This window comes from Paenibacillus sp. FSL H7-0323, assembly GCF_038002725.1.
Lineage (GTDB): Bacteria > Bacillota > Bacilli > Paenibacillales > Paenibacillaceae > Paenibacillus_AQ > Paenibacillus_AQ odorifer.
Window position 1 is genome coordinate 4,740,736 of the sequence record NZ_JBBODB010000001.1, and the last position, 25,785, is coordinate 4,766,520.

Sequence of the window (25,785 nt, forward strand, 5' to 3'; positions counted from 1 at the left end):
TGTACCCTTCGGGAGTGAGAGGATCGCCGATTTATACTGTTGCAGATAGGTAGAGAGGAGCATATCATCTGCCTCACAGGTCTCTATTTGTTATCGAACCACTCACCAGTCGGCCTTCGTACCAGACGGCTTGGCGCTGCGCTCTTCGGGCTACTGCTTCAGCCGAACAGCTGGCATGCAGCAGCACAAAGCTAGCAGTGTCGCCAACCTTTGGCCATACCTGCTCGCCTTTTGGATCAAGGGGTGTTAATCCTCCTGTTATAAATCTGAGGGATTGAGATAATGCCAATTCATCATTGCAGCCGTACAACTCCGCGTAACGCCCTGCCTTCTCCAGTTGATCTCCATTTCCAAAAGGGGACCAGTGATCAGTAAGGCTATCCGTTGCCAGCTTCACTTTTACCCCTTGGCTGTGCAGCATCGGAAGTGGCATCATCATTCTTCCAATAGGCACTGTGGATGCAATAGTCATACCCAGTGATGCCATCCGTTTAGCTACCTCTTCTGCCTCTTGCTGCTGAGCTCCTGCGAACCAGAACGCATGACTGACCGTGACCTTTCCTTGCAAGCCAGCTTCTTCCGTCAGATCAGCTAACCGCGTCAGTGTTTTCTTTCCCGCTTCTTTTCCATCATGTAAATGAATATCAATGCCGGCATTACTCATCACTGCTAATTCCACCATCGTCTGAAGTGACTTCTCGATATCTCCATCCACCGTATAAGGATCTACTCCGCCTACAAAGGTTGCTCCCTCAGCCAGAGATTGTTTTACCAGCTGTACAGAATCCGAGCGCAGCAGGCCATGTTGCGGAAACGCCACAATTTCAGATGAAATTTTACCCGCGAATGCATTTAATGCTTGTACAGTCGCTTCTAATCGTTGCAAGCCACTGACAGGCTCAATATTGCAATGGCTGCGCACATGTGTGGCACCAAACCCCTGAATAAGCGTCAGGATACTCTCTGCTTGTTGTCTCGCCATGGGCAGCAGCTTAGGCAATAATACCTTCTCTTCCTCAATCCGTTCGAAAACACTGGACGCAGGCTTTACCGCTCTCCAAGGTCCATCGAAATACGTTTTATCTAAATGGATATGTGCTTCTTCGAAAGAAGGCAGCATCAACAACTCTTTACAGTCATATTTCGGGAGCTGGCTCTGAAGCTCGATGTCTGCTCCAACAACTTCTGAAATCTTATCCCCGTCAATACGGAGATGACAAACCTTCGTATTCGTACCCGCTACTTGCCCATCCTCAATAACATAACCTTGTTCTAATCTTATATTGGTTAACCAGTAAGAAGCATTCAACATGCTACCCCATCCTTTTCTCAACAATTTATATAGGTACGGACCGCTTTACTCTAAATGTTACCATAGCCCTTGCCATATAAAAAATGATTGAGAAATTTCAATAGCTACAGATCAATCTGACCCCGATGTTTGACTCTTGATCTAGCTTCTCTACTATAACTAACTTCCTTGTTCAGCAGTTCATCTATCCGCAGACACTTCAGACCCTTTTTATCCATTTCTTTTAAGACTTCTTCTAATCCAGTGATCATATTCAAGGGCGCTTCTTCATCTGCCCACGGTGTATCTCCGCTGTCGTGTAGAACAATGATTGAGCCTGGTTTTATTTTTTTTATTAAGGCATCCTTTAATTGCTCTGCACTCAGTGACGCTTTCCAATCTCCGACCATAACAGACCACAATACGATTCGATAAGATTCTCTCAGCAAAAAGAAATCCCCTAGATTGAGAAGCCCCCAAGGTGGGCGGTAAAAGATAGGCCGCTCTCCTGTAATTCGCTCAACAATGTCTGCTGTGCGATCTACTTGCTTCCGTCTATTGGTCCAGGGGAACTGGATCCAGTTGGGTGTATGAGTATAATTATGAATGCCGATTTGGTGCCCTTCTCTGTGCATACGCTCGATCAGTTCCGGATATTGCTGCGCTTTTTTGCCCAATACGAAGAAGGTCGCTTTTATGCCATGCTCTTTTAATAGATCTAGAAGTTCAGGTGTATAACAAGGATCCGGACCGTCATCGAACGTAAACGCAATTTCTTTCTCTGCACCTACCTCCGAGTGAACCCCCCATCCCAATATTCGGGTAAGCGCAAAAGGAACGATCATATAAAGAACAATCACATCCACTGCTAAAATTATGAAGGCCCACATTAGGAAGCCGCCTCTGTCTTACGCGGGGCAAACCGCGCTTTCAAGGACTGCTTGCTAAGCACAAGCATCATGGGAGATAACTTCTCTGTGCTGTCCTCTACACGATGTTTCCCTTCCGGATGCAGCATGCGAAGTAAAAAACGAAGGTATATCCCGAACCAGTGCCGCTGCCATTTGGACTTGATAGGACGCTGCTCAAACCCTATTCCATGAATAATCCCCCGGTGAAGCAGTGTAATCCCGGTTAGCGCGTTTACTTTGCTTAGTTCCGGATTGCTGTCTAGATCACGACTGATCTCCTTCATAGCCTCGCGAAGCATGCGTGCCGTACGAATTCCGGCCCGATCTGCGCCAAGCGTACGTGTCAGCTTCACAATCTGGCGATTGTCCAAATGAAGCTCACCCACCCAATCTCCCGGAAGTATCCGTTGCCCATCTTGGCAGACCAAAGTTTCTCCGTGATATTTCAACACTACCAACTTACATATCCCATATCTACGCACGGACTGACTACGAAATTTGGTGATGACAGCAAATATGTTCTCCCACATCATCCAAAGGGATTGTGAGAATAATTTTATAAATGGAACTGAGGTTACCATCATTTTTCCTTCTTCCTGTTTAAGTTTATCTTCTAGCAAAATCCTTCACTAAACGCCGCGTATACCTGCCGATCATCTTTACCAGACTGTTTCCGAGATAAGCACCTATCCATAGAGACACTGCACCTAACAACATGAAGAAAAGTGAGATGTTGAATGTTTTATTTTCAATCCCAAATAGCGATATAGAGGGCACATCTAATAAATACAGGACAGGTGACAACAAGAGAATAATAGGGGTCAAGTAAAAAAGAGTGGCACAAATGAGACTGACCATGCCGATTCCAAACTGCAACATCAACCCTAAAATCGCTCTCCAGTTATGTTCATCCAGAAACTCTGCCTTAACCCTTTCCCACAAGCTGCCTTCTTCTTGAGATCGGGTTGGGAGCGTGCGAACCGAGATATCCGTATAGACTTTAGTTCGAATTCGCTCATGCTGTAAAAAAGTCTCGGTAGAACGCAAAACATAATAAAGGATCGGGATCCCCACTAAGGTGAAGGACATCGAAACTCCAAAGGTAATGCCCACCAGATAAAAACAAAAGTAAAATAGCCCTGTGGCAAAAGTAATTAATAAGAAACAAAAATTTCTCACATGTTTCCGGATTATTTGATTCATGCTTTTCTCTCCCTCTCTGCAATAAAAATTGTTCATTTCTAAGTAACTCCTATGCTAGTGCTTTTGGTGTAAAATCGACCAGTGCCATAATGTCATATGACAAAAAAAACACCCTACTGCCCACTCCCACAAGGGAAAGCAAACAATAAGGTGCTCATCAATTTCAAATACTTCGGTCAGGATTAATCCGAAATGCCAAAAGCCTTCTCGACTGCCTCCTCACGGTTTCGTACCCCGAGCTTGGCATAGATGGTGGACGCGTAATTTCTCACCGTTCCATCGGACAGATATAGTTTAGCGGCAATAGATTTATAACGCATTCCCTTCGAGAGGCATTCTAGAATCTCCAGCTCACGCGGGGTCAGTCCATATTCATTACTCTTCTCTGTCGGTGGTGCCTCTGAAGCTGGATGCATCTCATAGTGATCAATTAATACATTCGTAATATCGGGTGTAATCATCTTTACGCCCCGATGTACAAGACGTATTCCTTCGAACAGCTCCTGCGGCTCGGTAGACTTTAGCAAGTAGCCATCTGCCCCGTTTTGCAGTGCTTCGACTGCCATATCTGCTTCTTGAAAAGTAGTCAGGATCAACACTCGTACCCCTGGCCACTTTTGCTTAATAAGCTTGGTCGCTTCCGCACCGTCCATGCCCGGCATATTTAAGTCCATCAGCACCACGTGAGGTTGTTCCTGCTCGCAGAAGCTTATCGCTTGTTCACCATTCTCAGCTAACCCATTGATCACAAAATCCGGCTCCTGCTCTAGAATAATTCGCAGACTATCCCGGATATAGGGTTGATCATCTACCAGCAATAAACGAATCGTTTCCTCCTGTATCTCTTCAAGCCTTGGTAAACTGCAGGTCACTAAGGTCCCTTCCCCTGGCTTAGAGTAGAAATACACTTGTCCTTGCAAGTTGGAGGCACGCTCCTTCATCGCATTCACACCAAATCCTGCTTTTAAATCTCCAGTGCCTAATCCATTATCCTGCACATCCAGCCGAATCAGCTTCTCTTCATAATGTAAGCTGATGACAATTTCACTGGCCTGACCATGACGTACAGCGTTGGTTATCGACTCCTGCAAACATCTGTATAATGTCATTTGGGCCTGCTTAGATACTGTATACGGCTCTCCGAATGTTCTTAAGCGAATCTTAACCTTGGAGAAGGTCTGGAAATCATCCACTAATTTCTGCAGGGACTGCATTAGCGTCAATGAATCCTCCGAAGCGCCCACATGGTGCAAATATCGCCGAACATCATCCAAGCCATTGCGGGTTAACTTTAACAAGGCATCTATTTTGTGCTCCCCTTCAGAAGTATTCACCTCCGAACGTAAAGTCTCTAGCCCCATAATAATTGAAGTATAAGAATGCCCCACCGTATCATGCAGATCTTTGGATAAACGATCTCGTTCTTCCAGAAGTGTCATACGTTCAACTTGCGAGATGTACTGCTCTAAAACAGCATTTTGCTCCTTAATAATTCTGCCCTGCTTGTGATTCACCACCAGTAAATGAAAAGCGAACCCAAGCGTATACACCAAACCCATGTTAACAATCATCGATACAGCATCCATTTGTTGTGACAATCTAGATAACATAATTGGAATCAAAATGACCGTGATCGGAGCTGTCCAACGATAGGACTTCTGTGCACTATTGCTGGCGATCATAAAAGCGATAGGCAGAAAAGTTACGTACGATTCAGGAAACAAAGCAGCCAAATATAAACAAAGCCCACCCGAAAAAAGGATCTCCGCTATCAGATAATACTTGTAATGCAGCTGCAAACAAAACCAAGGCACAGAAAAAGAGACCACGCCCCAAACAAACGCGATCCAGAAAGGAATCGTAAAATCCTCCGAAAGATAACACATGGTGACCAAAAAGGAAGTAGAAAAACAAATCCGAAACAGGAGGACGAGCCAATCGTACCAGAACCACTGTTTGACCAGATTAAACAAGGCATTTCCCCCTATATACTCTGCTGACTTAATCTTTATTATAGTGTAACCCCTTAAGGGCTCACTAGTTACAAAAAGTCATGAGTTGAGATGACATTTTTACTAATGGTGTAATTAGTGTAATTAATCATTCAATGTCCCTCTGAATAAGCAGCTTTTTAAATCAAAACACAGACTGTATGATAGTACATATTATTTGTCCATAAAATTGTAGTAAACCAATTGAACCAATAGGACAGCCAATTCTATAAAGTATGAACACTATCGGAGGAATAATAAACTATGTTAGCCGCACTACTTCATGGCATTGCACTGGCCTTTGGATTAATTCTTCCACTTGGCGCACAAAATGTCTTTGTATTTAACCAAGGGGCCTCGCAGCCACATTTTAAAAAAGCCATTCCCGTTATTGTTACAGCCGCTTTATGCGATACCCTGCTTATTTTATTAGCCGTATTAGGTGTTTCAGTCCTTGTGTTTGCCATTCCCGTTCTGCAGACCGCTTTATTTGCTGTAGGACTTTTATTTCTTTTGTATATGGGGTGGTCTATCTGGAAAAGTACACCTACATCGTCAGCGCAAGACGCAACGCCTCTATCCTCCAAAAAACAAATCCTGTTCGCGCTGTCCGTTTCTTTATTAAATCCACATGCGATTTTGGATACTATTGGCGTCATCGGCACTAGCTCACTTAGTTACACAGGCGTAGACAAAGTTGTATTTGCTGGCGCGACTATCCTAGTGTCATGGATTTGGTTCTTTGGGCTGGCTGTAGCCGGAAAAACCGTAGGACAAATCGACTCAAGTGGCAAAATCATGCGGATTATTAATAAGATCTCCGCGATCATTATTTGGATCGTTGCTGCTTATATTGCCTTCAAGCTTTTTTAAATGGAGGAAAAAGAATGCTGTACACCAATTTGCCGTATAATTATGTCCAATTTACACCATAATGTACTAGAATTTTGACTTACGGCGCAGAATGAGGTACATTACAATTTGGACGAACAATTAACAAACCAAAATACTATAATGTTCGCATTTAGAGGTGTAAATTATGAAAGAAGTATTCGATTATGAAGATATTCAATTAATTCCTGCAAAATGTATCGTAAACAGCCGTTCGGAGTGTGATACATCAGTCACCCTCGGTGGGCATAAATTTAGATTGCCGGTGGTACCTGCCAACATGCAAACCATCATTGATGAAAAGATCGCTATCTCCTTGGCGCAAAATGGCTATTTCTACATTATGCATCGTTTTGAACCGGAGAAACGTACGTCTTTCATCAAAGACATGCACTCCCGTGAATTAATCGCATCCATCAGCGTCGGAGTTAAAGAAGAAGAGTATGATTTCGTCGAACAATTATCCAAAGAACAGCTGGTTCCGGAATTCATTACAATTGATATTGCACACGGCCATTCCGAAGCAGTTATTCGGATGATCAAACATATTAAACAATACCTGCCTGCTAGTTTTGTTATTGCAGGAAATGTAGGAACACCTGAAGGCGTTAGAGAATTAGAAAACGCTGGAGCTGATGCTACTAAAGTTGGGATTGGACCAGGGAAAGTATGTATCACTAAGATCAAAACTGGATTCGGTACAGGCGGCTGGCAGTTAGCTGCACTACGCTTGTGTGCCAAGGCTGCAAGCAAGCCAATTATTGCCGATGGAGGCATTCGCACACACGGTGATATTGCTAAATCCGTACGATTCGGCGCTTCTATGGTCATGATTGGTTCACTATTTGCCGGTCATGAGGAATCTCCGGGTGAAACCATTGAAATCGCTGGGAAGCTCTATAAAGAATACTTTGGCTCCGCTTCAGAATACCAAAAAGGTGAAAAGAAGAACGTCGAAGGTAAAAAAATTGCGGTTGAGCATAAAGGGGCTTTAGCAGAAACCCTAAGAGAAATGGAGCAGGATCTTCAATCCTCCATCTCTTATGCAGGTGGCAATAAGTTAGAGGCTATCCGTAATGTGGATTACGTTATCGTTAAGAACTCCATTTTTAATGGAGATAAAGTCTATTAATTGAACAAACAGGTGAGCAGGATGACTTAGGTCAATCTTGCTCATCTTTTTTTATGAGAACGAGTTCTGCCGGTCTACTTTGGGGTAATGGTAAGAATAAACTCCTACTAGATCACAATAGAGAGGATTATCCTTATGCGGCAAGCTATGATTATTATTAACCCCTCCTCCGGCAAAGAGGAAGCCAGCCAATATGTCAGATATGCAACAAGAGTTCTAAGTGATGAAGACTACTCCGTTACGATCAAGGAGACGGCAAAAGAACTAGACGCCACTCGTTATTCCATCGCTGCTTGTGAGGAAGGTTATGATCTGGTGATCTCCATCGGCGGGGATGGCACGCTTCACGAGACCATTAATGGTCTTATCGATCAGGAACACCACCCAAAGTTAGGTGTGGTTCCTTTAGGAACGGCTAATGATTTCGCCCGTGCATTACAAATTCCACTGAATCCCGAAATAGCCATTCAAACCCTTGCCTCCTCAAATTTAAAAACAGTAGATATCGGTCGCTTAAATGACCGCCTATTCGGCAACGTGGTTGCTGTAGGTTCAATTGCCGGAGCATTATCCTCTGTATCCTCCGAAGATAAAACCAAACTCGGCTCATTGGCATACTTGAAAGAAGGTCTTAAACAACTTACAAGCCCTACAGCCCACCCCCTTGTCATTCACCATGATGAACAAATATGGCAAGGAGACTCCTTACTCTTTCTCGCCGTATTAACCAACTCAGTCGGCGGGTTCGAGAATCTAATACCGGATGCTGCGGTTGACGACGGTCTGCTTCATTGTTTTATTATTTTGGACCTCAGTATATTCAATACCATTACAGCCAGTATATCTTTACTGCTGGGTACCCTTAAGGATCATAAAGACGTTGTCTATTTCACAGCCCACAATGTAAGTGTAAGCTCTCCAGAAACCGTAAGAACCAATGTAGATGGCGAAGAAGGTCCAACTTTGCCTATTACGCTAAGTGTTCTCCCTCGTCATATCCAAGTCATTGTGCCAGAAGTGGACTAACAAACAAAAAGCAGTCCGGAACTCAAAAAGTTCCAGACTGCCCTTAATTTATGGATGCCCCGATCCATATCTTCCTACTAATCCAATGACTAAGAAGTTATTTCTATTCCACTACAATAAATTTTTTGCCTAATAACCACATTCCGCCGCTAATCCCTAAGAAATAAATAGGCATCGTCAGTAATGAACCATTATGAAGAGCGCTCATTCCCCACGTCGCCAAGCTAACAAGCAAATAATAGCCCAAGCTGAATATCGCACCTGCTGTTCCTACAACATCCTGAAATTGAACAAGAGCAAGACTTAGACAATTAGGTAAAGCAATCCCTGCACCCATTAATAGGACAAACAGCGTTATTAGAATACATACGATCACTATCATATCCGGCAGCGAGTCAAGACTGCTTGCGATTGTTAATAGCAAGGCTCCGCTCGCCATTACTAGACAGCCGATATGGATTATTTTTTCTGGGGCATAGAGGGTTAATAATCTTTTGGAGATCATTGCGCCTACAATCGACGCCAAAGCCACAATAATGCCGAGAAAACCATAGACTCCTGGTGAAATCTGAAAGTGTTCAATAAATATAAAAGGAGCTTCAGCATAATAGCTGAACAAGATTCCGTTAATGCCTCCAATTAGTAATCCAAACACCAATACACGTGGCAATGCGAGCATTTTTTTGACTATAGGCAGAATAGCCACCTTTTTTCTCATGGAAACATCAGTGGTTTCTGGCAGCTTCCAAAAAGCATACATAAATAACAACACACTCATCATTACTAATGTAAAGAAAACCGCTCGAAAACCAAAAGCTTGATCCACCCATCCGCCAATTAACGGACCTACTGCGGGAGTAAAAGCAATGACCGCCGAGATTTGGGCAAACATAACATGCCGTTTATTCCCGGAGACACTCTCACGAAGAATGGTTTGGGTAATAATCGAACCTGTTGCTGCTCCAAACGCTTGTATAAACCGGCTGACTAACAGCAGATGAATGGATTCTGAGTAAAAACACATCAAGCTTCCCATACCGTATACAAGAAGTCCAGCCAGCATGGAAGATCTCCGCCCGATGAAGTCAGACAACCAACCCCAGCTAAAAACTCCTAAAGCAAATCCAATAAAATATATACTTAACGTTAACTGTACAGAACTATTGGTGGCCCCAAGTGCTACTGCGATATCCGGTAACGATGGAGTGTAAATCGTCTCACTAATTTGCGGAAAAGCCACAAGAACAATCATTAAAAGTAACGATGGTGCTGCATATTTTTTCATCTTATTTTCGCCCTCCTACAAGCTTATATCCTCGAACAACTACAAGAATATGAGCCTAGCTAGGGAAATGGGGGCATCATTATGGCAAGACGACTATAGATCATCATGTTAGAAAATCACCTTTCATTGTTATGCTTTCATTTTTTTATAGGAGGGCTTACCCGAAAGATATCGGGCAAAGATTTGAGTTTCAATTATTCAACCAAAACATCATTATACACGGTAATAGAAAAGCTCTCAAACGAATCGCTTCGCCTGAGAGCTTATTTAGGTTAGGAATTTTGTTCTGATAATCCATGTATAGTTACGCCAACAGCGCTGGATTTCTTTTTGTCCTGAGAAGCATGTAGCTTTACCATCACAAATCTTGCAAACGGCTGTATCAATATACTTTCAGCGAACAGTGCAATTAGGAAATTTCTTGGCCAATTGGCTAAGAAGTGATTAAACGTTTGAGAACTCAACCCGTTTCCGATAATGTCTCCAATAAACGTCATACAAAATGACATTCCTAGTACGGTGAATAAGATACGGAATAGGATTTTGGCGTTGAAGCTATCTGTAGGTTGTGTGAATATAGCTGTCAGCTTTTCGGCAATACGGCCAATAACAACAGGCTCAATAATCATGACAATTACCCAAATGATCGGAAACACCTTAAGAATCGTTAAGGCAACCTCACCATTAAATTCTCCAACCCCTAAAATGATATTTATTGAGGACATAAACAGTACCGTCAGTGTAGAAATGATTGCACCATATAATGCCCCCTCCTTAGCGTTTCTTGGTAATCTTGCTTCTTGATTCATGATGTTCTTCCTTTCAATATTGTCGGTAATAGTTTGGCGATAGTTTTTAAGGGAGTTGTAGATTTTTGCGTTAGGCACAACATCATCGCGCCTTCGATCGAAGCCGTCATCCACAATGCCATCTCGGAGGCTGATTCCTGCGAATAACCTTCAGTTACAAGCTTATCGCAGTAAATTCGTTCCATGTTCTCATAGAGCAAGCTACATGCCTGGCGAACAGGTTCACTCACCGTAGCCATTTCACTGACAATACTGCTAAAGGTATATCCGGTAATCGTGCCCTCGGTTTCTAAGTTGTGAATCAACTTGTCGATCATGGATTGTATAGCTTCTAACGTCGATGGATGCTTTTTAAAAATATCCTCAATATCTATCGTAATTGCTTCATTTAAGCCCTTTAAACAAGCAATTAATAGTTCTTCTTTTCCATTTGGAAAATGATGATAAAGCGCTCCTTTGGTCACATTACAGGCTTTTAAAATTTCATTCACGCCTACATTTTTATATCCTTTTTGCTGAAAAAGATGTGTCGCCGTCTCAATCATTAGCGATTTTGTATCCACAATAACGTACTCCCCCTAACATACCAACCGGTCTGTTTGTTATTATAGCAATATAAAAATGATTAATGTAAGTCTTTTTTTGCTTTTTTTCAAAAAATATTTCATTATTTTCATTTATAACTGAAAACAGGATATGATCTAGTAAGTCTAGAAGTTAATGTGGAGTTCAAAACATAATTGTCGTTATGAATACAAAAGAATAGGGTGTATATATGAAAAAAAACGCCTTAGTAATTATGCTGATAAGCTTGATTACTTTAATCTTTATCGCAGCTTGTAATGGTAATCAGAAAAAAGATGACTTTTTGACGCCATACCTTACTCAAGAAAATAAATCTTTTTCAATCCTAATTTTATCGGAGAACGATCGTTTTTTTGAGCAAACTAAAGAGCTTGAGGATATTTACAAGGAAAATATGACTTGTATCAGCAAAGCAGGTGTTATCAAAAAAGATTCGAAAGAGGGCGACCGCTTAAAAGAGGATTTGAAGATCAACACTTACCCTTCATATATCCTATTGGACAATAAAAAAGTGCTGCTTATAAGCGAAAATATTGAGCAGTTTAAAACAGAGTCAAAACAAATCATAGAAGAAATTCTCAACAAATAATGCATAGATATTTAAGTGCCTACAGCAAAAAGGGCTCAGTTTCCTGAGCCCGCAAATACTTACCCTACTATGTTTTTATATCTGAAGAATTGTCCCAACATTCCACGTTCTCCAAACCCTCTATGCTATCTTTATAAAAGACAGGGTCCTTCCCTGCGCGCTTCTGGCGCTTATAATCCTGCAGGGCGGCAAAGGCCACTTTAGATAACAAAAGGATAGCGATCAAATTCACGATGACCATGAAGCCCATAAATAAATCAGCCAAGTCCCATACCAATTGAACCTTAGCTACGGAGCCAAAAATAATCATCGCCAAGACGCTGTATCTATAGAATAGTAATACTTTTTTATTGGAGTTCAAGAATTCTATATTGGTCTCACCATAATAATAATTTCCGATTAACGTACTGAAAGCAAACAACAAAATCATGATCGCTAGAGATCCAGAAGCCCACGAACCAATATGTTCGCTTAATGCCGCTTGTGTCAGCTTAATTCCATCCAGCCCTGGCTGTTTATACGCATCGGATAACAAGATAATAAAAGCAGTACTCGAACAAATAAGTAACGTGTCTGTAAGTACACCCAGCGCTTGCATCAGCCCTTGTTTCACCGGATGACTAGTTGTTGCAGTTGCCGCAGCATTCGGAGCACTACCCATTCCCGCTTCATTGGAGAATAGTCCCCGTTTCACCCCTTGCAGAATAACTGCCCCAAAAGATCCCCCCGCGATTTGTTCAAATCCGAAAGCACTTTTCACAATAAGCGCCAGAATCGCCGGTATTTCCGTAATATTAATTAACATAATAATAACAGCAGCCCCAATATAGATCCCTGCCATAACCACTACAATATACTCGGACATTCTAGCAATACGTTTAACCCCACCAAAGATAACAGCCGCAAAAGCAGCAGCGACTACAAGTCCAAGAATCACCCGATTAGTGCCAAATGAATTCTCAAAGGCCACTGTAATCGTATTGGATTGAACTGCATTAAATACAAGACCAAAAGATAACGTGATCAGAACCGCAAATACCGCGCCCATCCAACGTTTTTTCAGGCCTTGCTCCATATAATAGGCGGGACCCCCACGAAATCCAGTCTTGTCCTTCACTTTATACACCTGTGCCAGAGTACTTTCAATAAATCCGGACGCTGATCCAATAATAGCTATGACCCACATCCAAAAAACAGCCCCTGGTCCACCTATTGCGATAGCAATTGCGATCCCTGTAATATTCCCTGTCCCAACCCTTGCTGCCATACTGATACAGAAAGCCTGAAATGACGAAATGGAATCTTTTGACCTTTCATTGGACTCTTTAAGAACCCTAAACATTTCTTTAAACATGCCAAACTGAACAAACTTCGATCGAATGGTGAAATAAATTCCACAAACAATAAGCAGAACCACCAAAATTTTCGACCAAAGAAAGTCATTTGTTGCACTAATCATACTGTCTAACATTTGTTGCATGTAAATCCGCCTCTCCATTGTGTCGATACCCAGTTGCTGAACCTTAAGTTACATAGTATTTTCAAATATAACAGCCCTTATTTCAAAAGCCAACAAAAAAAATTAGCCAGCAACACCATACCTTACACCGGTGTGAGAGCTATTTGCCCATCTTCATCTGAGCTCACAAGCTCCTTTAGATTAATCTAGGTATTATAAAAAAATGAAAAAGCATCCTTTGGAAGAAATGTATGACAACAATGTATGCGCGTATTTATATCGTGGAGAACATTTGGTTTGATTTGATTTCAGGACGAACGAGGAACGAAGCTATAACATCAGCAGCACAACTAGTGCCCTTATTAGCCGCAAAAGATATTGAAGAAATGGCTGTCCTCTATCATGAGCTAGCCAGCAAAAATAAAATCGTTCTGGCTAGTCAAATAGATAAGGATCCCACCGTTGTTTTGGACCATCCAACTATGGGATCGCTTGAGACATCCATTTCCGGGGTTATCTCGAATAATCATAGAGCAGATATTTTCGAGGTATTAATTAGCCACAGCTTTAAAATATTGGTACACCTGATTTAACTTCTTATCATGTTTCCCTTTTGGACTCTCCATATTCCCAAATTCGAAAAACTTCACTTTCTTGATGCCACAATATTGAAATAGTGCTTTTCTCATCAGCACTTTATGGGAATTATTCAGCCAATATAAAGGATAAAGGGTCGGCCCCTTCATGCTGGAAATGCAAACCACAGACTTTCCTTTCAGCAGCCCTTCGGGGATGAGACCACCCTTTTCTCTGTAAGCGAAATTAGAAGCAAACATTTGGTCAATATAACCGAGCAACATCGCGGGAGGACGTCCCCACCAGATTGGATACACAAACACAATTTTATCAGCCTGACGAATCTGCTCCCGATACTTCTCTAGCTTGGGATCGATATGCATGTCTCTTCTACGTTTATTTTCATTAAATACCAGCACAGGATCAAATTGCTCTTCGTAAAGATCAAGGACCTCTATCTTCGTGATCTTTTGATTCTCATTACTTCCCTGAATGACTTTATTGAAAAAAGCATAACTTAAACTTTTATGATTCGGATGTGTATAGATGACTAAAACGTTCATTGCTCCACCTCTTTAATTATCATTTGATAACAAAATGGTATCACAACCGTTATTTAGTTGTCAAATGATAATTGTATTATGATAATTATTTTGTTAAGGTTTACAATAAGAGGTGATCCTTATGGACAAACAAGCGTTTTTTCAGAAAATTGTTACCTTTACGACAGCAGTCCATGAAGTAACATTTGACTTTACCAAAGATGTTAGACCGGAAGGCATTACGCCCGTTCAATATAGTATTCTGGAATATATTGCGGTTAGCCAGCCTGTTACCCTCAGCCAAATCAGCGATTGTAAGAATATCTCTATGCCGAATACCAGCCGTGAGCTCAAGAAATTAACAGAAAAAAACCTGTGTGAGAAGCTTGATGTCGCCGAGGACAGGCGTAAGCAAATGATCCGGTTGTCTGATGCTGGACAAGCGATGATGAACGAGGCTTTTGAGCGGATCGGTGAACGTTTTCTGAACCGGATTAAAGAGGTTCCCCCAAAGGAATTAGCCGAGATTAACCATGCCCTCGATATCCTGCAATCTAAGGTGTTTAATACCCAGCAATGATCCGAGAAAAAGACAATAGAGCAGCAGCGGTTCCCCCATTAATGGGAGCACCGCTGCTCTGTGTTTTGGGTCGTTGGTTAGCTGACTCAAGACCGATTATTGGCTAGTTAAAACCTAACAAAATCGAATCAGCCTCACCTTCAGCTAAATCGCCGAATCGTATTCGTCCACTGAGGCTTTCGGACCCAGATGACGTTATAGGCATGTTTTTAGCCTTTTGTGCGTAGTTTCGGACTCCAGCGACGCTATCCTATGAATCGAGTTCATATTGGGTGTTTTTTATGCCAATAGCTGCTATACGGTCCGTTGGCATTCCAAATATGCGAAAAAGCTGCATTTAAGGTCAGCTGATTCCGAAAGACGCTTCCCTAATAATCCCCTAATAGAAATAGGCACTCCTCTTAAGGAATGCCTTGATTTGATTATAAGTATTCTTAGCCTGCGAAATAGACTATTTCACCAGTCCGCTGATAAAGGTCTCAAAATTGTCAGCCAAACGTGTGATTTTGTATTTGTTATCCCGATCTACATGAATAACCTCAGGTTCGCCATCATTCCCGAATTCACGGTAATCCAGCATCACCACTTCATTCTCAGAAGGACAATCACAAATCACCACACCAACTTCAGGATAACGTCCATTTTCAATCACAGTCCGGCTGCCTGAAGCCCCACACAGCGACTTATTCTTATCTCGTCCAATTCCGAGGATACCAGAAATCGTAATAAATTCTCCTGTTCCCGGAATCGGATAACGATTGTTATGAGGAATTCCCCCATTATGTAACTTCATCATATCCACATAGGAAGCAGGCAGCTTAAAGACCAGCTCTTCTTGTACTGAAGTAATCAATGCATCTGAAGGCGGGTCAGAAATATATTCTGAGAACGCATACTCGCTGTCATCCCAGAAATTAGTGGTATCCAACGCTATTACAGGCTTCTTAGCAGGTTTGTTTACAGGCTTTTTCGCAGCTTTTTTAGCCAATTTACGTTTGATCCAGCCCAGAAACTCCAATGTGTCTTCATCATCAGGTTCCAGCTGATCGGCAATCGTAAACGCTTTTAAAGCTTCGTCATATCTTTTCAGATAATAATAAGAAACCCCGATACGGTAATGCCAGAGCGGGTCACCTTCACCCTCATCTTCAATGCTCAAATACTGCTCTAAAGCCTCTTCATATTGCCCGAGATTATTAAGCGCCCTGCCCAAATGACTAGTTAGAACATAATCTCTTTCCTCTTCAGGAATTTCCGTGATTGCATCCACGATTTCTTGAAATTCATCTTCCTCATGCCATTCATCCAATTTTGCCAATAACTCATCACTCATCATTAATACCTCCTATTAACGATCACTCAAAATACCTATTAGAAATTATACCATTTCTAACCTATGCCCAGCCAATAACGCATGTCCTAGCCCTATCAATCAAAAAGCAACTTCCCTTTTTGCTGTGAAAAACAGACCGCAGCGTTTATCTGCGGTCTGTTTTTCGTATACAGAAAACCATTTTAATTATGGTAACTATAATTGCTGCTTTCTATCCTGCCTTTACGACTGCATCCCGTTTTCGATCCTCTGCAGGAACTCTTCAACGGCACTATAGCCAAGCTGTTTAAGGTACCAATTGTTCGCAGCCGCCTCGATCAGGCCAGCCACGTCGCGGCCAGGCTGAAGCTGAATTTCAATATGCGGAATTTGCACGCCAAGATATTCTGTGAACTGGGGTTCGATTTCGAGCTCATTATTCAAGGAATTCTCCCGCCATGGTGACAACTCGATGTCGAGTACAATTCGTGTCTCTTCCTGAAAAGCTCTACGCCCGTACTGCCGTACAACATTGATCAGACCAATACTGCGCAGCGCTAGGAATTCACGGGTCGTTTCATTATGCGTGCCTAGAAGCGTCGCCGGTCCCAGCTTCTTAAGCACAACTACATCATCGGCCACAAACCGATGGCCTCTTCTAATGAGCGTGTGAGCGGTTTCGCTTTTTCCGATCCCGGACTTGCCTCTTAATAGGACACCTATGCCAGACACGTTCACACACACTCCATGAATTGAAAGTTCTGGCGCCAGCGCCTTCACCAGATAAGTATCAATCTTTGCGATGAACTCTGACGTCGTCTCTTCCGTCCGAAGTAGTGGTATACCTTCTTGGTCGCAGAATAAAGTCAAATAGGGAATCTCCTGCTGACCCGTCGTCACAATAAAACATGGGGGATGATACTTAACGATATTGCCAATATGTAACTTGCGTTGCTCAACGCTTAGCTTTAGCAGATAATTGATTTCTTTACGGCCCAATACTTGTACTCGCTTCATGGGGAAAAAGTCGAAGTAACCCACGAACTCCAGGCCAGGTCTATGTGTCTTAGAGCGAGTGATCTCGCGGTCCATGCAGCTAGCACCCGCAAGCACTTCCAGCTTAAACGTTTCCGTAAGGCTTTGAACGGTAATCGATTTCAATGTTGTTCTCCTCCTGTGGCTACGTATTTTGAATACGTAATACGGTTACCGGGATATATTCAACGACGAATAGAATGATTCCTGCAAAAGAAATAGACAGATCATGAGATATTAACAACTATGTTCCTTCAAGAAAATTAATGAGGTATATCTCCGGTTGTGTGAGAAAATCTGCAAAACTACATAAATCCGCGTACGTCTGATGTTCCACGTCGTAACAGCCTATCAGGCCTTTTTTCTTCGGATTCCACATAAGCAGCAGATCAGAGTAATTATCTATATCGGCTGACAGACGGAGCAGCTTTTGCCGGCCGATTTTTATTTCAATGGTATCAGTTAATGTGAAAAAGTCGATATATCTAATTTCATATTCATTTTGTGTTAGCTCAAGACGCAGTTTTGTTCCAGTAAGAAAGCTAACCAATTCATCAGACAATTTATATTTTCTCAGCTCAAACTTCTTATTCTCGATATCATGAAATTCAGCCGGCTCTAGCGATTTCAAAAAGTCAGCCAAAGCTGTATTCTTATTGCTCACAGCAATGGTGTAAGGGCGATCGCCATCTTTTTCCGCCAAGGTAACGTCTGCGCCACGTTCAATCAAATATTGTATCATCGCTTGATTACCCATTCTTGTGGCAACCGTTAACGGAGTGGCTTGATAAGGATAGACCATATCGGAATTGTTGTAATTAATGTCCACCCCATGATCCAATAAATAAGCAACGGTCTTAAGGTCGTGATCTGACACCGCTTTGCGTAATACAGCCCCACCATGCTGCTTAATATCTAATCCTAGCTCATGTATGAGCGGGATATTGTTTTTGTTGCCATAGTAGGCCTGCGAATATGCACCTGACTTGACCTGATTAAGCTTGTCCAGTTTGGCCCCTTGTGCTGCAATATAGCGGACGATATCTTCTTTGCAATAGCGAACCGCGAGCAAAAAAGCCGGATTATTCTTCACATTCAGATTTACCCCGTGCTGTACCAGCAGCTTTATGACATCCATTCTCTCTGATATAAGCGCCAAATCTAACGGGGTTAACGTGGTATATTTGCTAAGGACGATGCTCTCTTCAATATCCCAGCCTGCTCTAATGGCAGCCTCTAATTCCGGAATATTTCCTTTGTAAATATGCATGGCCATTTGCGGCAGTTCCTCGAACTTCCCTATATCCTTCAGACGGATCATCTATTATCCACTCCTACTTCAAGTATTATGAAGAGTATAGAGAACCGTATAGTAAAAAACAATCCAAACTAAGGATGTTGTTCTAACAAATAGTCCTCATAATGTTCAGATCGGTGAGATTATTGCTGCTATTTCAAAAAATAAAAAGAAGCTCCGTAGATTCACGAAGCTCCTGTTTACAATTTATGATGGTAAGTAAAGTTGAAGCAGCCTGCTGTTGCCAGCGAGAAAGCTGGCTATATTACTCTTTACCCTTGGATGTCCCGTCTCGCCTCTTGCTCGGCAAGAATCTCGTTATCTTCCGCGTTATCCCGCGTCACTTTCTGAACGCCAATAGCGCTATAAGAAATCAAGAGAATAACAGCTATGTAATACCCCTTTACATTTAATTCAAATGGAGCATTGTAAAGGCCAATAAAAAACATCGCATACCCGATAATCAAACCCACAAAAGCCATAATTGTGAAGGCCCCTGTGTTTCTCATCCTGTGTTTAGGGTTATCCAAACGAAATTCTTTATCCTCTGTATTGTCCCTAACCACCTTTTGCACAACGATACAGGAAATCGTAATTAACACCATACAAAGCAAATAATACCCTTTTACGTTTAGCTCCCAAGTGTCGTTGTACACTCCCAAACAGAATAGAAAAAGTCCTGCCCCCAATGCAAAATACGATGCCCCCGTAAAAGCAGCCGTGTTGCGTTTGCGATATCTCTGATTCATCTGATAATTCCTCTCCCACTACAGACTTGAATGATGATATATCCTTCTCCACTATACCGTGGAACATCGGTAAAATTCTACCATGAATCAGGTTGTTTTAGGGAATTCCAGGAATTTTTTTACTATACAAATATAAAATAACGCAAACACCGAAAGGACGGTCTCAGTCCCATACAATATAGGACGAAAACCGCCTCCCGCGATCTCTGCAACATATATGAGAAAAATGCTACTGCCTTTCCTGATCCACTAATTGTTGCTGTGCGAGACGAATCATTTCGCGGACCATCGATCCACCAATTTTACCGCCGATCTGGCCCACCGATTCTGTGCTCAAATGACCATTTTGACCGTGCTCCAAAGGGACACCCAGTTCTTTTGCGACTTCGTATTTCACATCATCAGGCCGCTCTGGATCTACATCATACCCCTCGCGCCGCATCACTTCCGCTTTAAAAATTTGCATTCCGCGGCTGGCTCCCGGCACTGCATATTTCCTGTTTCTTCTAGACATCCTTATCCCCTCCCAAACCTGTTTTAAATAACATGCCCGGAAAACGGAACCTCCACCCTTATGGACTTGCCCCGATTATTTCCAAGCAGGGCGTCGTTGCAACGCGGCATTCGTAGCACGCAAGGTTAAAGCCCAAAATAAAAAAGCCACAGCACTAACAGAAGCTCCAAGCCAACATACCCCGTTCCAGCCATAGTGAGAATAGATTTGAGTGGAAGCAATCGATCCGGTAGCACTTCCAATGGAGTAAAAAACCATATACCCTGCGGTGAGCCGACTACGTGCCTCCATGCGCAAGGTAAGTATTATACTTTGATTGGTGACATGCACCGCCTGCACTGCCAAATCAAGCAGAACAATACCAATGACCAATGCCAACAGCGACTGCTCCGTAAAACTGATAAACCACCATGAAATCAACAATAGAAGTAAAGCTATGCCTGTCGTTCTCTGTCCATGACCCTGATCCGCTAGCTTTCCCGCCCGTGCAGCAGCTAATGCTCCCACAATTCCCGCCAGACCAAATGCCCCAATTGCAGTATGTGAAAGTGATAACGGCGGAGCACTAAGAGGCAAGACCACAGAAGTCCACAGAATACTGAAAGCAGTAAAAATCAACAAAGCCAGAATAGCGCGGATACGCAATACTCTCTCTTGTACAAACAACATAAACACTGAGCTAAGCAGCTGAGCGTATGACAGTGTTTTTACCTCACGTTTCACATTTGGCAAGACCCTAAATAATGTACACACCATACAAAGCATTAAAGCAGCAGAAAAAAGGTATACGGAACGCCAACCTGCAAGATCTGTAAGTATTCCTGAAATGGATCGCGCAAGAAGTATTCCAATCACAATTCCACTTGTGACCATGCCTACGACTCGCCCGCGTTCGGCAGGGGCAGCCATTGTCGCCGCGAACGCAACAAGCGTCTGCGTTACAACAGCGAGTAGTCCCACTGAGGCCATACCTACGAATAGTACCGCGCTGGAAGAGGCAGTACCCACGATAATCAAAGCCAGCACAGATAATAACATCTGGCCGATAATCAGGCGGCGCTGATTCAGTAAATCTCCTAGTGGCACGAGCAGTAACAGCCCCACTGCATAAAAAATCTGCGTGATAGTAATAAGAATACCAATGGTTGAATAATCAATACCAAATTCTTTCGACAAATGATCAAGCAACGGTTGAGCAAAGTAGATGTTTGCAACCGACATCCCGCAGACAACGGCAAACAAAAGTGTCATATACCGAGGCATCGAGGAAGCATGAATAGAATCAGATGGCGTATGCGTCTCTTGTGACGAAAGCTTCTCTTTAGTCCCCTGCATTTTGGACACACCCTTTCTCTGTTAAATTTAAATCGCAAACAAATTTCATACTGATCAGTATGTTATTATGCTCAGTAAATTTATCTTACAAAATGGTGTGTGTCAACATAAATATTTGATTCTACCGACTTTGATTTGACAATATAGACGACTAGTTCTAGTATTATAAAATACTGTTCGGTAATAAATTATTGAAATCAAATATAACGAGGGGTGTTAATAATGGCTCGAACCCGCGAATTTGACGAGGAAAAAGTATTAGAATCAGCTATGGAGCTATTTTGGGAGAAGGGATATGAGGCTACCTCATTAAGCGATTTAACTTCCAGAATGGGCATTCAACGCCCCAGTATATACTCAGCTTTTGGAGACAAAAAAGAATTATTCGAAGCTGCGCTACGTAAATACACGATGTCCCATGCTTCCCGTGTCCGAGCCCAACTTCAAAGCAATCCATCCGCGAAAAAAGCCTTTCGTAGTTTTTTTGAAGATGTGGTGGCGGAGGAGTATGCAGGCAGTGTGAACCGAGGATGTTTTTGCATCAATACAATGGTCGAGCTGGCACCTCATGATGAGAAGTTCGAGATTCTTACAAGAGAACACCAAATGTATCTATCGGTTATATTTCAAGAAACTATTGAACGCGGTATACAATCAGGTGAGCTTAAGGGTGGTGTAAATGCGAAGGCCTTGGCACAAGCACTAATCGTATCGCTAATTGGGCTTACTGTACTCTTGAAATCTCGCCCGGAGCGATCCTTTGTTGATAACGCGATAACAATGATACTTACTTCGCTTGATTGATTCAGAGTCTTGATTTAAGTCAATGCCCGACATAGTACTCCTAATTACAATGAAATAAAAGTCCTTTAGGAGGCTATCTTATGGCTATCTCAGAAAAAGACCTATCGAACCAGCGTAAGTCCGCTTTAACAGCTGGAATATCACTGATCATCATGACCCTCGCTTCATTTTTTTCATATGGCTTTGTCCATGGGACTCTTGTTGTGCAAGGCGATGCCAGTGCCACATTTATTAACATCGTATCTTCCAACAATCTTTTCAAAGGGGAAATCTTGGGCTGGATCATCATTATGATTACTGACATTCTGGTCGCCTGGGCGTTTTATGTGTTTCTAGAACCCATCAACCAAAATCTTTCATTACTTGGCGCATGGCTCCGTCTAACCTATTCCGCTATATTGGCAATCTCTATATTAACTTTGATATTTGTGCTGCTGCTCACGGGAAACACAAATGGCTTTTCCTCATTAACAATCGAACAAACTCAAGCACTTATGATGTTATTACTGGATGCATTTCAATTCATTTGGTCTATGGGGCTGGTCGTTTTTGGCGGGCATTTGTTAATAGTGGGCTATGTGGCTTTAAAATCCGATGTCATTCCTAAAGTAATCAGCATCTTGCTGCTGCTTGCTTCAATAGGCTATATTATCATTCATCTAAGCAAAATGTTTCTCCCACAATATGAGGCAGTCATTACAACACTTAATTTTATTTTTACTATTCCTATGATTGTAGGAGAACTAGGCTTTGGGATATGGCTACTGCTTAGAGGTGGAAAAATCCCCAAAAGTGTATAACGATTTTGCTATTCATCACCGGAATGAACCCGCTTCTTAATTCTACTTAATGACTCTGGCGTAATCCCCAAATAACTGGCTAATTGATGTTGGGGGACACGGGTAAGTAAATGAGGTCTTTTTTGTAACAAGGCTTTGTAACGTTCTTCAGGATTGGAAGCAATAAAGGAAGTCAACTCATCCTGAACCTCACCCAAGTTTTCCTCTACCATTTTGCGTATCATGGTTTCCAGCTGAGCGTGTTTATGGAGCATATCCTGTTCCGCAATAAGATCACCAACCACCAATATGCTGTCTTCTAGGCAGGTTAAGGTGTACGCTGAGGGTCTACTCTCCTGATGCCGATTAAAAATCGAAACCGCTTGCTCTTCCGTATAAAAATTAGATGTGACTTCTTTGCCCGATTCATCTATCGAGGACTGCCTCACACATCCCTTTAACACAAAAAAACATTTTGAGGGAACGTCTCCTTGTCTAAGGAGTACCGTTCCCTTCTTGTATTCCTCAATAGGAATACCTTCAACAATATCCTGCTGTTCCACTTCGTTAAGAGATGTAAATTTACTCATAAACTTATACAATATGCTTTTCATTTATCTCTCCAATCTCATTGCACGACCTCATATAAAAATCCCTCTAACGGCTGAAGAAAGTGTGACCAATCACCTGTTGTGTACAGCAGAAGCCGATGCATCGCACGCGTACAGGCTGTATAAAAAAGCTTGCGTTCGCTTTCCCGATCATACGTCTGAGTGGAAGCATCATAAATCAGTACGGCGTCGAATTCAACCCCTTTTGCGAGATAAGCGGGAATTACTAAAATGCCCTTCTCAAAAGTGAGCGTCTCCTTCGTAATAAGCCGCAGAGCTTCGCATCCTTGTGACTTTAATTCTTCATAGGCCGCACGGCTTTCAGCTGCAGTCTTGGTAATCACGGCAATAGAGTCAAGCCCTTCAGCCATCAACGCCGCGAGATCTTCTTTAATTCTTATTGCCCGCTCTACGTCGCTACTTGCCTTCACTAGGAACGGCTTCTTACCCTCTCTTTCAAAAGGTACGATCTCCTCATTAGGCAGCAACGCCTTCGTAAACTCCACAATCTGACGAGTTGAACGATAACTTCGAATTAGACGGATCAGGCTCGTTTCATCTTCACCATAAAGCCGGATCAAAGGTGAATCCACCTCGTGCAAATTCGTTGCTTGAGGGAAAATTGCTTGGCCGAAATCGCCGAGCACAGTCATGCGCGCGCGGGGAAACAGCTGTTTGAGAAACGCGTATTGGAACGGCGAATAATCCTGGCCTTCATCGATAAACAGATGCCGAACTTCTGTGTTCATACGAGTACCCTCGACAAGTTCTTTTAAATACAGGAATGGAGTGGCATCCTCGCAAAAGAGTTCATCGCGGCTCAGTTTTTCCTTTGTTTGCTTACAAATTTCCTGCCACTGAGCAGGTACCTCAGTCTCGTTCGTCATATGCCGATAACTGGCGTCGGCACTAAACAACTGATCGTATAACCCAATCGTATCTATGAACTTGAACCGTTTGACATCGCGTCTCAGCGGTGTAAAGTGCTCCTTCACAATCATGCGGCGCAGCAGTTCTTCTTCCTGCAGACCAAAGTCAAAAACATTCTCTTCCCCTTGGTCCTGATTAGGAAAATCCCCATAGTTCTCAAGATACTGAGTCGTAAAATCAAAGACGGCTTCCTCCCGCCGATACTTCTTAAGTATCTCACTGTAGGCTTCGGCATACTGATCGGTATCGAGGTAATCGAGTTCATCTTGAACCCAGAATGCCTCCTGTTCCTGACGCTCCAGCGAAGCCAACTGACGCAGTAGCCATTCACGCAATAAAACGATGCGGTTAGCCAAACGGATGGAGCTATCATAGCTGTAAAATTGCGATTTCATCTGCTCCGCAGTAATCAACTCGCGGTCCCGAAAACGGATACTATGAAACAACATCCCTTCCTGCCCTAACCACAACGCATAGTTTTGCAAAGCATGCAGAAAAGCTTCTGAAGCTTTATACTGCATTCCAGTTAGCCGTGCTTCATACTCTGGAGAAGCTTTGGACGTCAGTACATATTCAATCTGCTCGAACGGGTCCTCTAGACGAAGCGTAGATCCAAGCCAATAATCAATATACTCCTGAAAGGTTGTTTGCTGCATATTCTCCTCGCCAAGCTCGGGAAGCACCGTAGATACATAACTGTTAAACATCGGATTAGGCGAAAAAAGAACAATCTGATCCGCTTTGAGCCTATCGCGGTGTTTATATAGCAAATAGGCTACCCGTTGCAGCGCTGCGGATGTTTTTCCGCTGCCCGCCGCCCCCTGCACAATGAGCATACGGCTACTATCGTTGCGGATAATAGCGTTCTGTTCCTTCTGAATAGTCGCCACGATGCTCTTCATTTGTGAATCCGCACCCTTACCAAGCACCTGCTGAAGTAATTCATCACCGATCGTTAAGCTCGTATCGAACACGTTCTGAAGCTGACCCTGACGGATCTGGTATTGCCGCTTCAGCATCATCGTTCCTGAGATTTGTCCTCCCGGTGTATCGTAAGTGGCGGGGCCTGGCGAATGGTCATAATACATACTTGCAATAGGTGTCCGCCAGTCATATACCAGAAAGTTCACACCTGCTGCATCGATGAAAGACGCCACCCCGATATAGATTTGCTCACTGGAGTTCAACCCATCTTCTTGAAAGTCCATTCGTCCAAAATAGGGTGACGGCAGCAGCCGTTTCATGTTTTTATAACGCAGCAGCCGTTGGCGGTGGCTACGTTCCCGTTCAGACAACAACGCTTCTTGCTGTTTTATACTGTAAAAGGTCTCCTCGAAATCCTCATGTGTGCTCGTATTGACCGTAACTTCCTCCCAAAACTGCTTGCGGATGTCCGTCACCTGTTCACGTAATCCTGTCACTTCCGGTTCCAGCTCGCCAATCTTTGATTGCAATTCTTCCGTGACCGAATCTAGCCGTTTCTGTTCTCCCTGCCAATCTTTTTCGTTTAACATTTTTACTAACACGCTCCTTTTCAAGGTTGTTATCA

Annotated in this window: 26 protein-coding genes and 1 pseudogene; 8 read left to right on the forward strand and 19 right to left on the reverse strand. The window is 42.8% G+C overall.

What is annotated here, in order from left to right:
* Window positions 1–73 precede the first annotated feature (73 nt).
* The 5 genes from MHH89_RS21405 to MHH89_RS21425 all read right to left on the reverse strand — a co-directional run bounded on the left by MHH89_RS21405 (window position 74) and on the right by MHH89_RS21425 (window position 5,378).
* Window positions 74–1,312 carry an amidohydrolase gene (locus tag MHH89_RS21405; protein WP_076191571.1) on the reverse strand — a complete coding sequence of 413 codons (1,239 nt, stop codon included), beginning with the start codon at window positions 1,310–1,312 and terminating at the stop codon, window positions 74–76.
* 104 nt (window positions 1,313–1,416) lie between these two features.
* A complete protein-coding gene (locus tag MHH89_RS21410; protein ID WP_076124183.1) occupies window positions 1,417–2,181 on the reverse strand; it encodes a polysaccharide deacetylase family protein in 765 nt (254 codons plus the stop codon).
* Window positions 2,181–2,786 (reverse strand): YkoP family protein, encoded by a 606-nt coding sequence (locus tag MHH89_RS21415; RefSeq protein ID WP_341088060.1) that lies wholly within the window; start codon window positions 2,784–2,786, stop codon window positions 2,181–2,183. The genes MHH89_RS21410 and MHH89_RS21415 overlap by 1 nt, the downstream gene beginning before the upstream one ends.
* Window positions 2,787–2,808: 22 nt before the next feature.
* Window positions 2,809–3,405 (reverse strand): sensor domain-containing protein, encoded by a 597-nt coding sequence (locus tag MHH89_RS21420; protein ID WP_341088062.1) that lies wholly within the window; start codon window positions 3,403–3,405, stop codon window positions 2,809–2,811.
* 182 nt (window positions 3,406–3,587) lie between these two features.
* Complete coding sequence (locus MHH89_RS21425) at window positions 3,588–5,378, reverse strand: helix-turn-helix transcriptional regulator (protein ID WP_076307574.1); 1,791 nt, start codon at window positions 5,376–5,378, stop codon at window positions 3,588–3,590.
* 282 nt (window positions 5,379–5,660) lie between these two features.
* Here MHH89_RS21425 and MHH89_RS21430 point away from each other — a divergent pair, with 282 nt between their 5' ends.
* The 3 genes from MHH89_RS21430 to MHH89_RS21440 all read left to right on the forward strand — a co-directional run bounded on the left by MHH89_RS21430 (window position 5,661) and on the right by MHH89_RS21440 (window position 8,445).
* Window positions 5,661–6,269, forward strand: coding sequence for a LysE/ArgO family amino acid transporter (locus MHH89_RS21430; RefSeq protein WP_076124191.1), 609 nt, complete (start codon window positions 5,661–5,663; stop codon window positions 6,267–6,269).
* 166 nt (window positions 6,270–6,435) lie between these two features.
* Window positions 6,436–7,419: a GMP reductase gene (gene guaC / locus MHH89_RS21435; protein ID WP_036682307.1), complete on the forward strand. Its 984-nt coding sequence runs from the start codon at window positions 6,436–6,438 to the stop codon at window positions 7,417–7,419.
* A gap of 135 nt (window positions 7,420–7,554) precedes the next feature.
* On the forward strand, window positions 7,555–8,445 hold the full coding sequence (locus tag MHH89_RS21440; protein WP_341088067.1) for a diacylglycerol/lipid kinase family protein: 891 nt from the start codon (window positions 7,555–7,557) through the stop codon (window positions 8,443–8,445).
* Between the two features lie 103 nt (window positions 8,446–8,548).
* Here the strand turns inward: MHH89_RS21440 and MHH89_RS21445 are convergent, their stop codons facing one another.
* The 3 genes from MHH89_RS21445 to MHH89_RS21455 all read right to left on the reverse strand — a co-directional run bounded on the left by MHH89_RS21445 (window position 8,549) and on the right by MHH89_RS21455 (window position 11,102).
* Entirely contained in the window at window positions 8,549–9,730 is a 1,182-nt protein-coding gene (locus tag MHH89_RS21445; protein WP_076124195.1) for a multidrug effflux MFS transporter, read from the reverse strand.
* Between the two features lie 272 nt (window positions 9,731–10,002).
* Window positions 10,003–10,539 (reverse strand): DUF2798 domain-containing protein, encoded by a 537-nt coding sequence (locus tag MHH89_RS21450; protein WP_076124197.1) that lies wholly within the window; start codon window positions 10,537–10,539, stop codon window positions 10,003–10,005.
* Window positions 10,536–11,102: a TetR/AcrR family transcriptional regulator gene (locus tag MHH89_RS21455; protein WP_076278238.1), complete on the reverse strand. Its 567-nt coding sequence runs from the start codon at window positions 11,100–11,102 to the stop codon at window positions 10,536–10,538. The genes MHH89_RS21450 and MHH89_RS21455 overlap by 4 nt, the downstream gene beginning before the upstream one ends.
* A 212-nt stretch (window positions 11,103–11,314) precedes the next feature.
* On the opposite strand from MHH89_RS21455, the gene MHH89_RS21460 reads away from it, so the two are divergent.
* A complete protein-coding gene (locus MHH89_RS21460) occupies window positions 11,315–11,713 on the forward strand; it encodes a hypothetical protein (RefSeq protein ID WP_076124201.1) in 399 nt (132 codons plus the stop codon).
* 67 nt (window positions 11,714–11,780) lie between these two features.
* Here the strand turns inward: MHH89_RS21460 and MHH89_RS21465 are convergent, their stop codons facing one another.
* Entirely contained in the window at window positions 11,781–13,193 is a 1,413-nt protein-coding gene (locus MHH89_RS21465) for an alanine/glycine:cation symporter family protein (protein WP_036682317.1), read from the reverse strand.
* Between the two features lie 230 nt (window positions 13,194–13,423).
* On the opposite strand from MHH89_RS21465, the gene MHH89_RS21470 reads away from it, so the two are divergent.
* Window positions 13,424–13,765: a hypothetical protein gene (locus MHH89_RS21470; RefSeq protein ID WP_076221325.1), complete on the forward strand. Its 342-nt coding sequence runs from the start codon at window positions 13,424–13,426 to the stop codon at window positions 13,763–13,765.
* Here the strand turns inward: MHH89_RS21470 and MHH89_RS21475 are convergent.
* Window positions 13,724–14,311 carry an NAD(P)H-dependent oxidoreductase gene (locus tag MHH89_RS21475; protein ID WP_036682318.1) on the reverse strand — a complete coding sequence of 196 codons (588 nt, stop codon included), beginning with the start codon at window positions 14,309–14,311 and terminating at the stop codon, window positions 13,724–13,726. The genes MHH89_RS21470 and MHH89_RS21475 overlap by 42 nt on opposite strands.
* A gap of 121 nt (window positions 14,312–14,432) precedes the next feature.
* Here MHH89_RS21475 and MHH89_RS21480 point away from each other — a divergent pair, with 121 nt between their 5' ends.
* A complete protein-coding gene (locus MHH89_RS21480) occupies window positions 14,433–14,870 on the forward strand; it encodes a MarR family winged helix-turn-helix transcriptional regulator (protein ID WP_076220469.1) in 438 nt (145 codons plus the stop codon).
* Between the two features lie 451 nt (window positions 14,871–15,321).
* Here MHH89_RS21480 and MHH89_RS21485 read toward each other — a convergent pair whose 3' ends face one another.
* The 7 genes and pseudogenes from MHH89_RS21485 to MHH89_RS21515 form a co-directional block, all read right to left on the reverse strand.
* Window positions 15,322–16,203 (reverse strand): SMI1/KNR4 family protein, encoded by an 882-nt coding sequence (locus tag MHH89_RS21485; RefSeq protein ID WP_076124209.1) that lies wholly within the window; start codon window positions 16,201–16,203, stop codon window positions 15,322–15,324.
* A 222-nt stretch (window positions 16,204–16,425) separates the two neighbouring features.
* Window positions 16,426–17,343, reverse strand: a complete 918-nt coding sequence (gene hprK, locus MHH89_RS21490) for an HPr(Ser) kinase/phosphatase (RefSeq protein WP_076124211.1) — start codon at window positions 17,341–17,343, stop codon at window positions 16,426–16,428.
* 118 nt (window positions 17,344–17,461) lie between these two features.
* Window positions 17,462–18,538, reverse strand: coding sequence for an ankyrin repeat domain-containing protein (locus tag MHH89_RS21495; protein ID WP_341088071.1), 1,077 nt, complete (start codon window positions 18,536–18,538; stop codon window positions 17,462–17,464).
* Between the two features lie 248 nt (window positions 18,539–18,786).
* The gene (locus tag MHH89_RS21500) at window positions 18,787–19,023 is read right to left on the reverse strand and encodes a YiaA/YiaB family inner membrane protein (RefSeq protein ID WP_305953524.1); all 237 of its coding nucleotides are present in this window, start codon (window positions 19,021–19,023) and stop codon (window positions 18,787–18,789) included.
* A gap of 57 nt (window positions 19,024–19,080) precedes the next feature.
* Window positions 19,081–19,263: pseudogene (locus MHH89_RS21505) on the reverse strand (YiaA/YiaB family inner membrane protein); the annotation flags it as partial.
* A gap of 229 nt (window positions 19,264–19,492) precedes the next feature.
* A complete protein-coding gene (locus MHH89_RS21510; protein ID WP_036682328.1) occupies window positions 19,493–19,777 on the reverse strand; it encodes an alpha/beta-type small acid-soluble spore protein in 285 nt (94 codons plus the stop codon).
* Between the two features lie 75 nt (window positions 19,778–19,852).
* Window positions 19,853–21,040: an MFS transporter gene (locus tag MHH89_RS21515; RefSeq protein ID WP_076278308.1), complete on the reverse strand. Its 1,188-nt coding sequence runs from the start codon at window positions 21,038–21,040 to the stop codon at window positions 19,853–19,855.
* A 294-nt stretch (window positions 21,041–21,334) separates the two neighbouring features.
* Between MHH89_RS21515 and MHH89_RS21520 the strand changes: the two genes are divergently transcribed.
* Window positions 21,335–21,916, forward strand: coding sequence for a TetR/AcrR family transcriptional regulator (locus MHH89_RS21520; protein WP_076220826.1), 582 nt, complete (start codon window positions 21,335–21,337; stop codon window positions 21,914–21,916).
* A gap of 80 nt (window positions 21,917–21,996) precedes the next feature.
* Window positions 21,997–22,716, forward strand: a complete 720-nt coding sequence (locus tag MHH89_RS21525; RefSeq protein ID WP_076278234.1) for a DUF4386 domain-containing protein — start codon at window positions 21,997–21,999, stop codon at window positions 22,714–22,716.
* An 8-nt stretch (window positions 22,717–22,724) separates the two neighbouring features.
* Here the strand turns inward: MHH89_RS21525 and MHH89_RS21530 are convergent, their stop codons facing one another.
* Complete coding sequence (locus MHH89_RS21530) at window positions 22,725–23,309, reverse strand: Crp/Fnr family transcriptional regulator (protein WP_076179254.1); 585 nt, start codon at window positions 23,307–23,309, stop codon at window positions 22,725–22,727.
* Between the two features lie 14 nt (window positions 23,310–23,323).
* Window positions 23,324–25,750 carry an RNA polymerase recycling motor HelD gene (gene helD, locus MHH89_RS21535; protein WP_341088076.1) on the reverse strand — a complete coding sequence of 809 codons (2,427 nt, stop codon included), beginning with the start codon at window positions 25,748–25,750 and terminating at the stop codon, window positions 23,324–23,326.
* Window positions 25,751–25,785 lie beyond the last annotated feature (35 nt).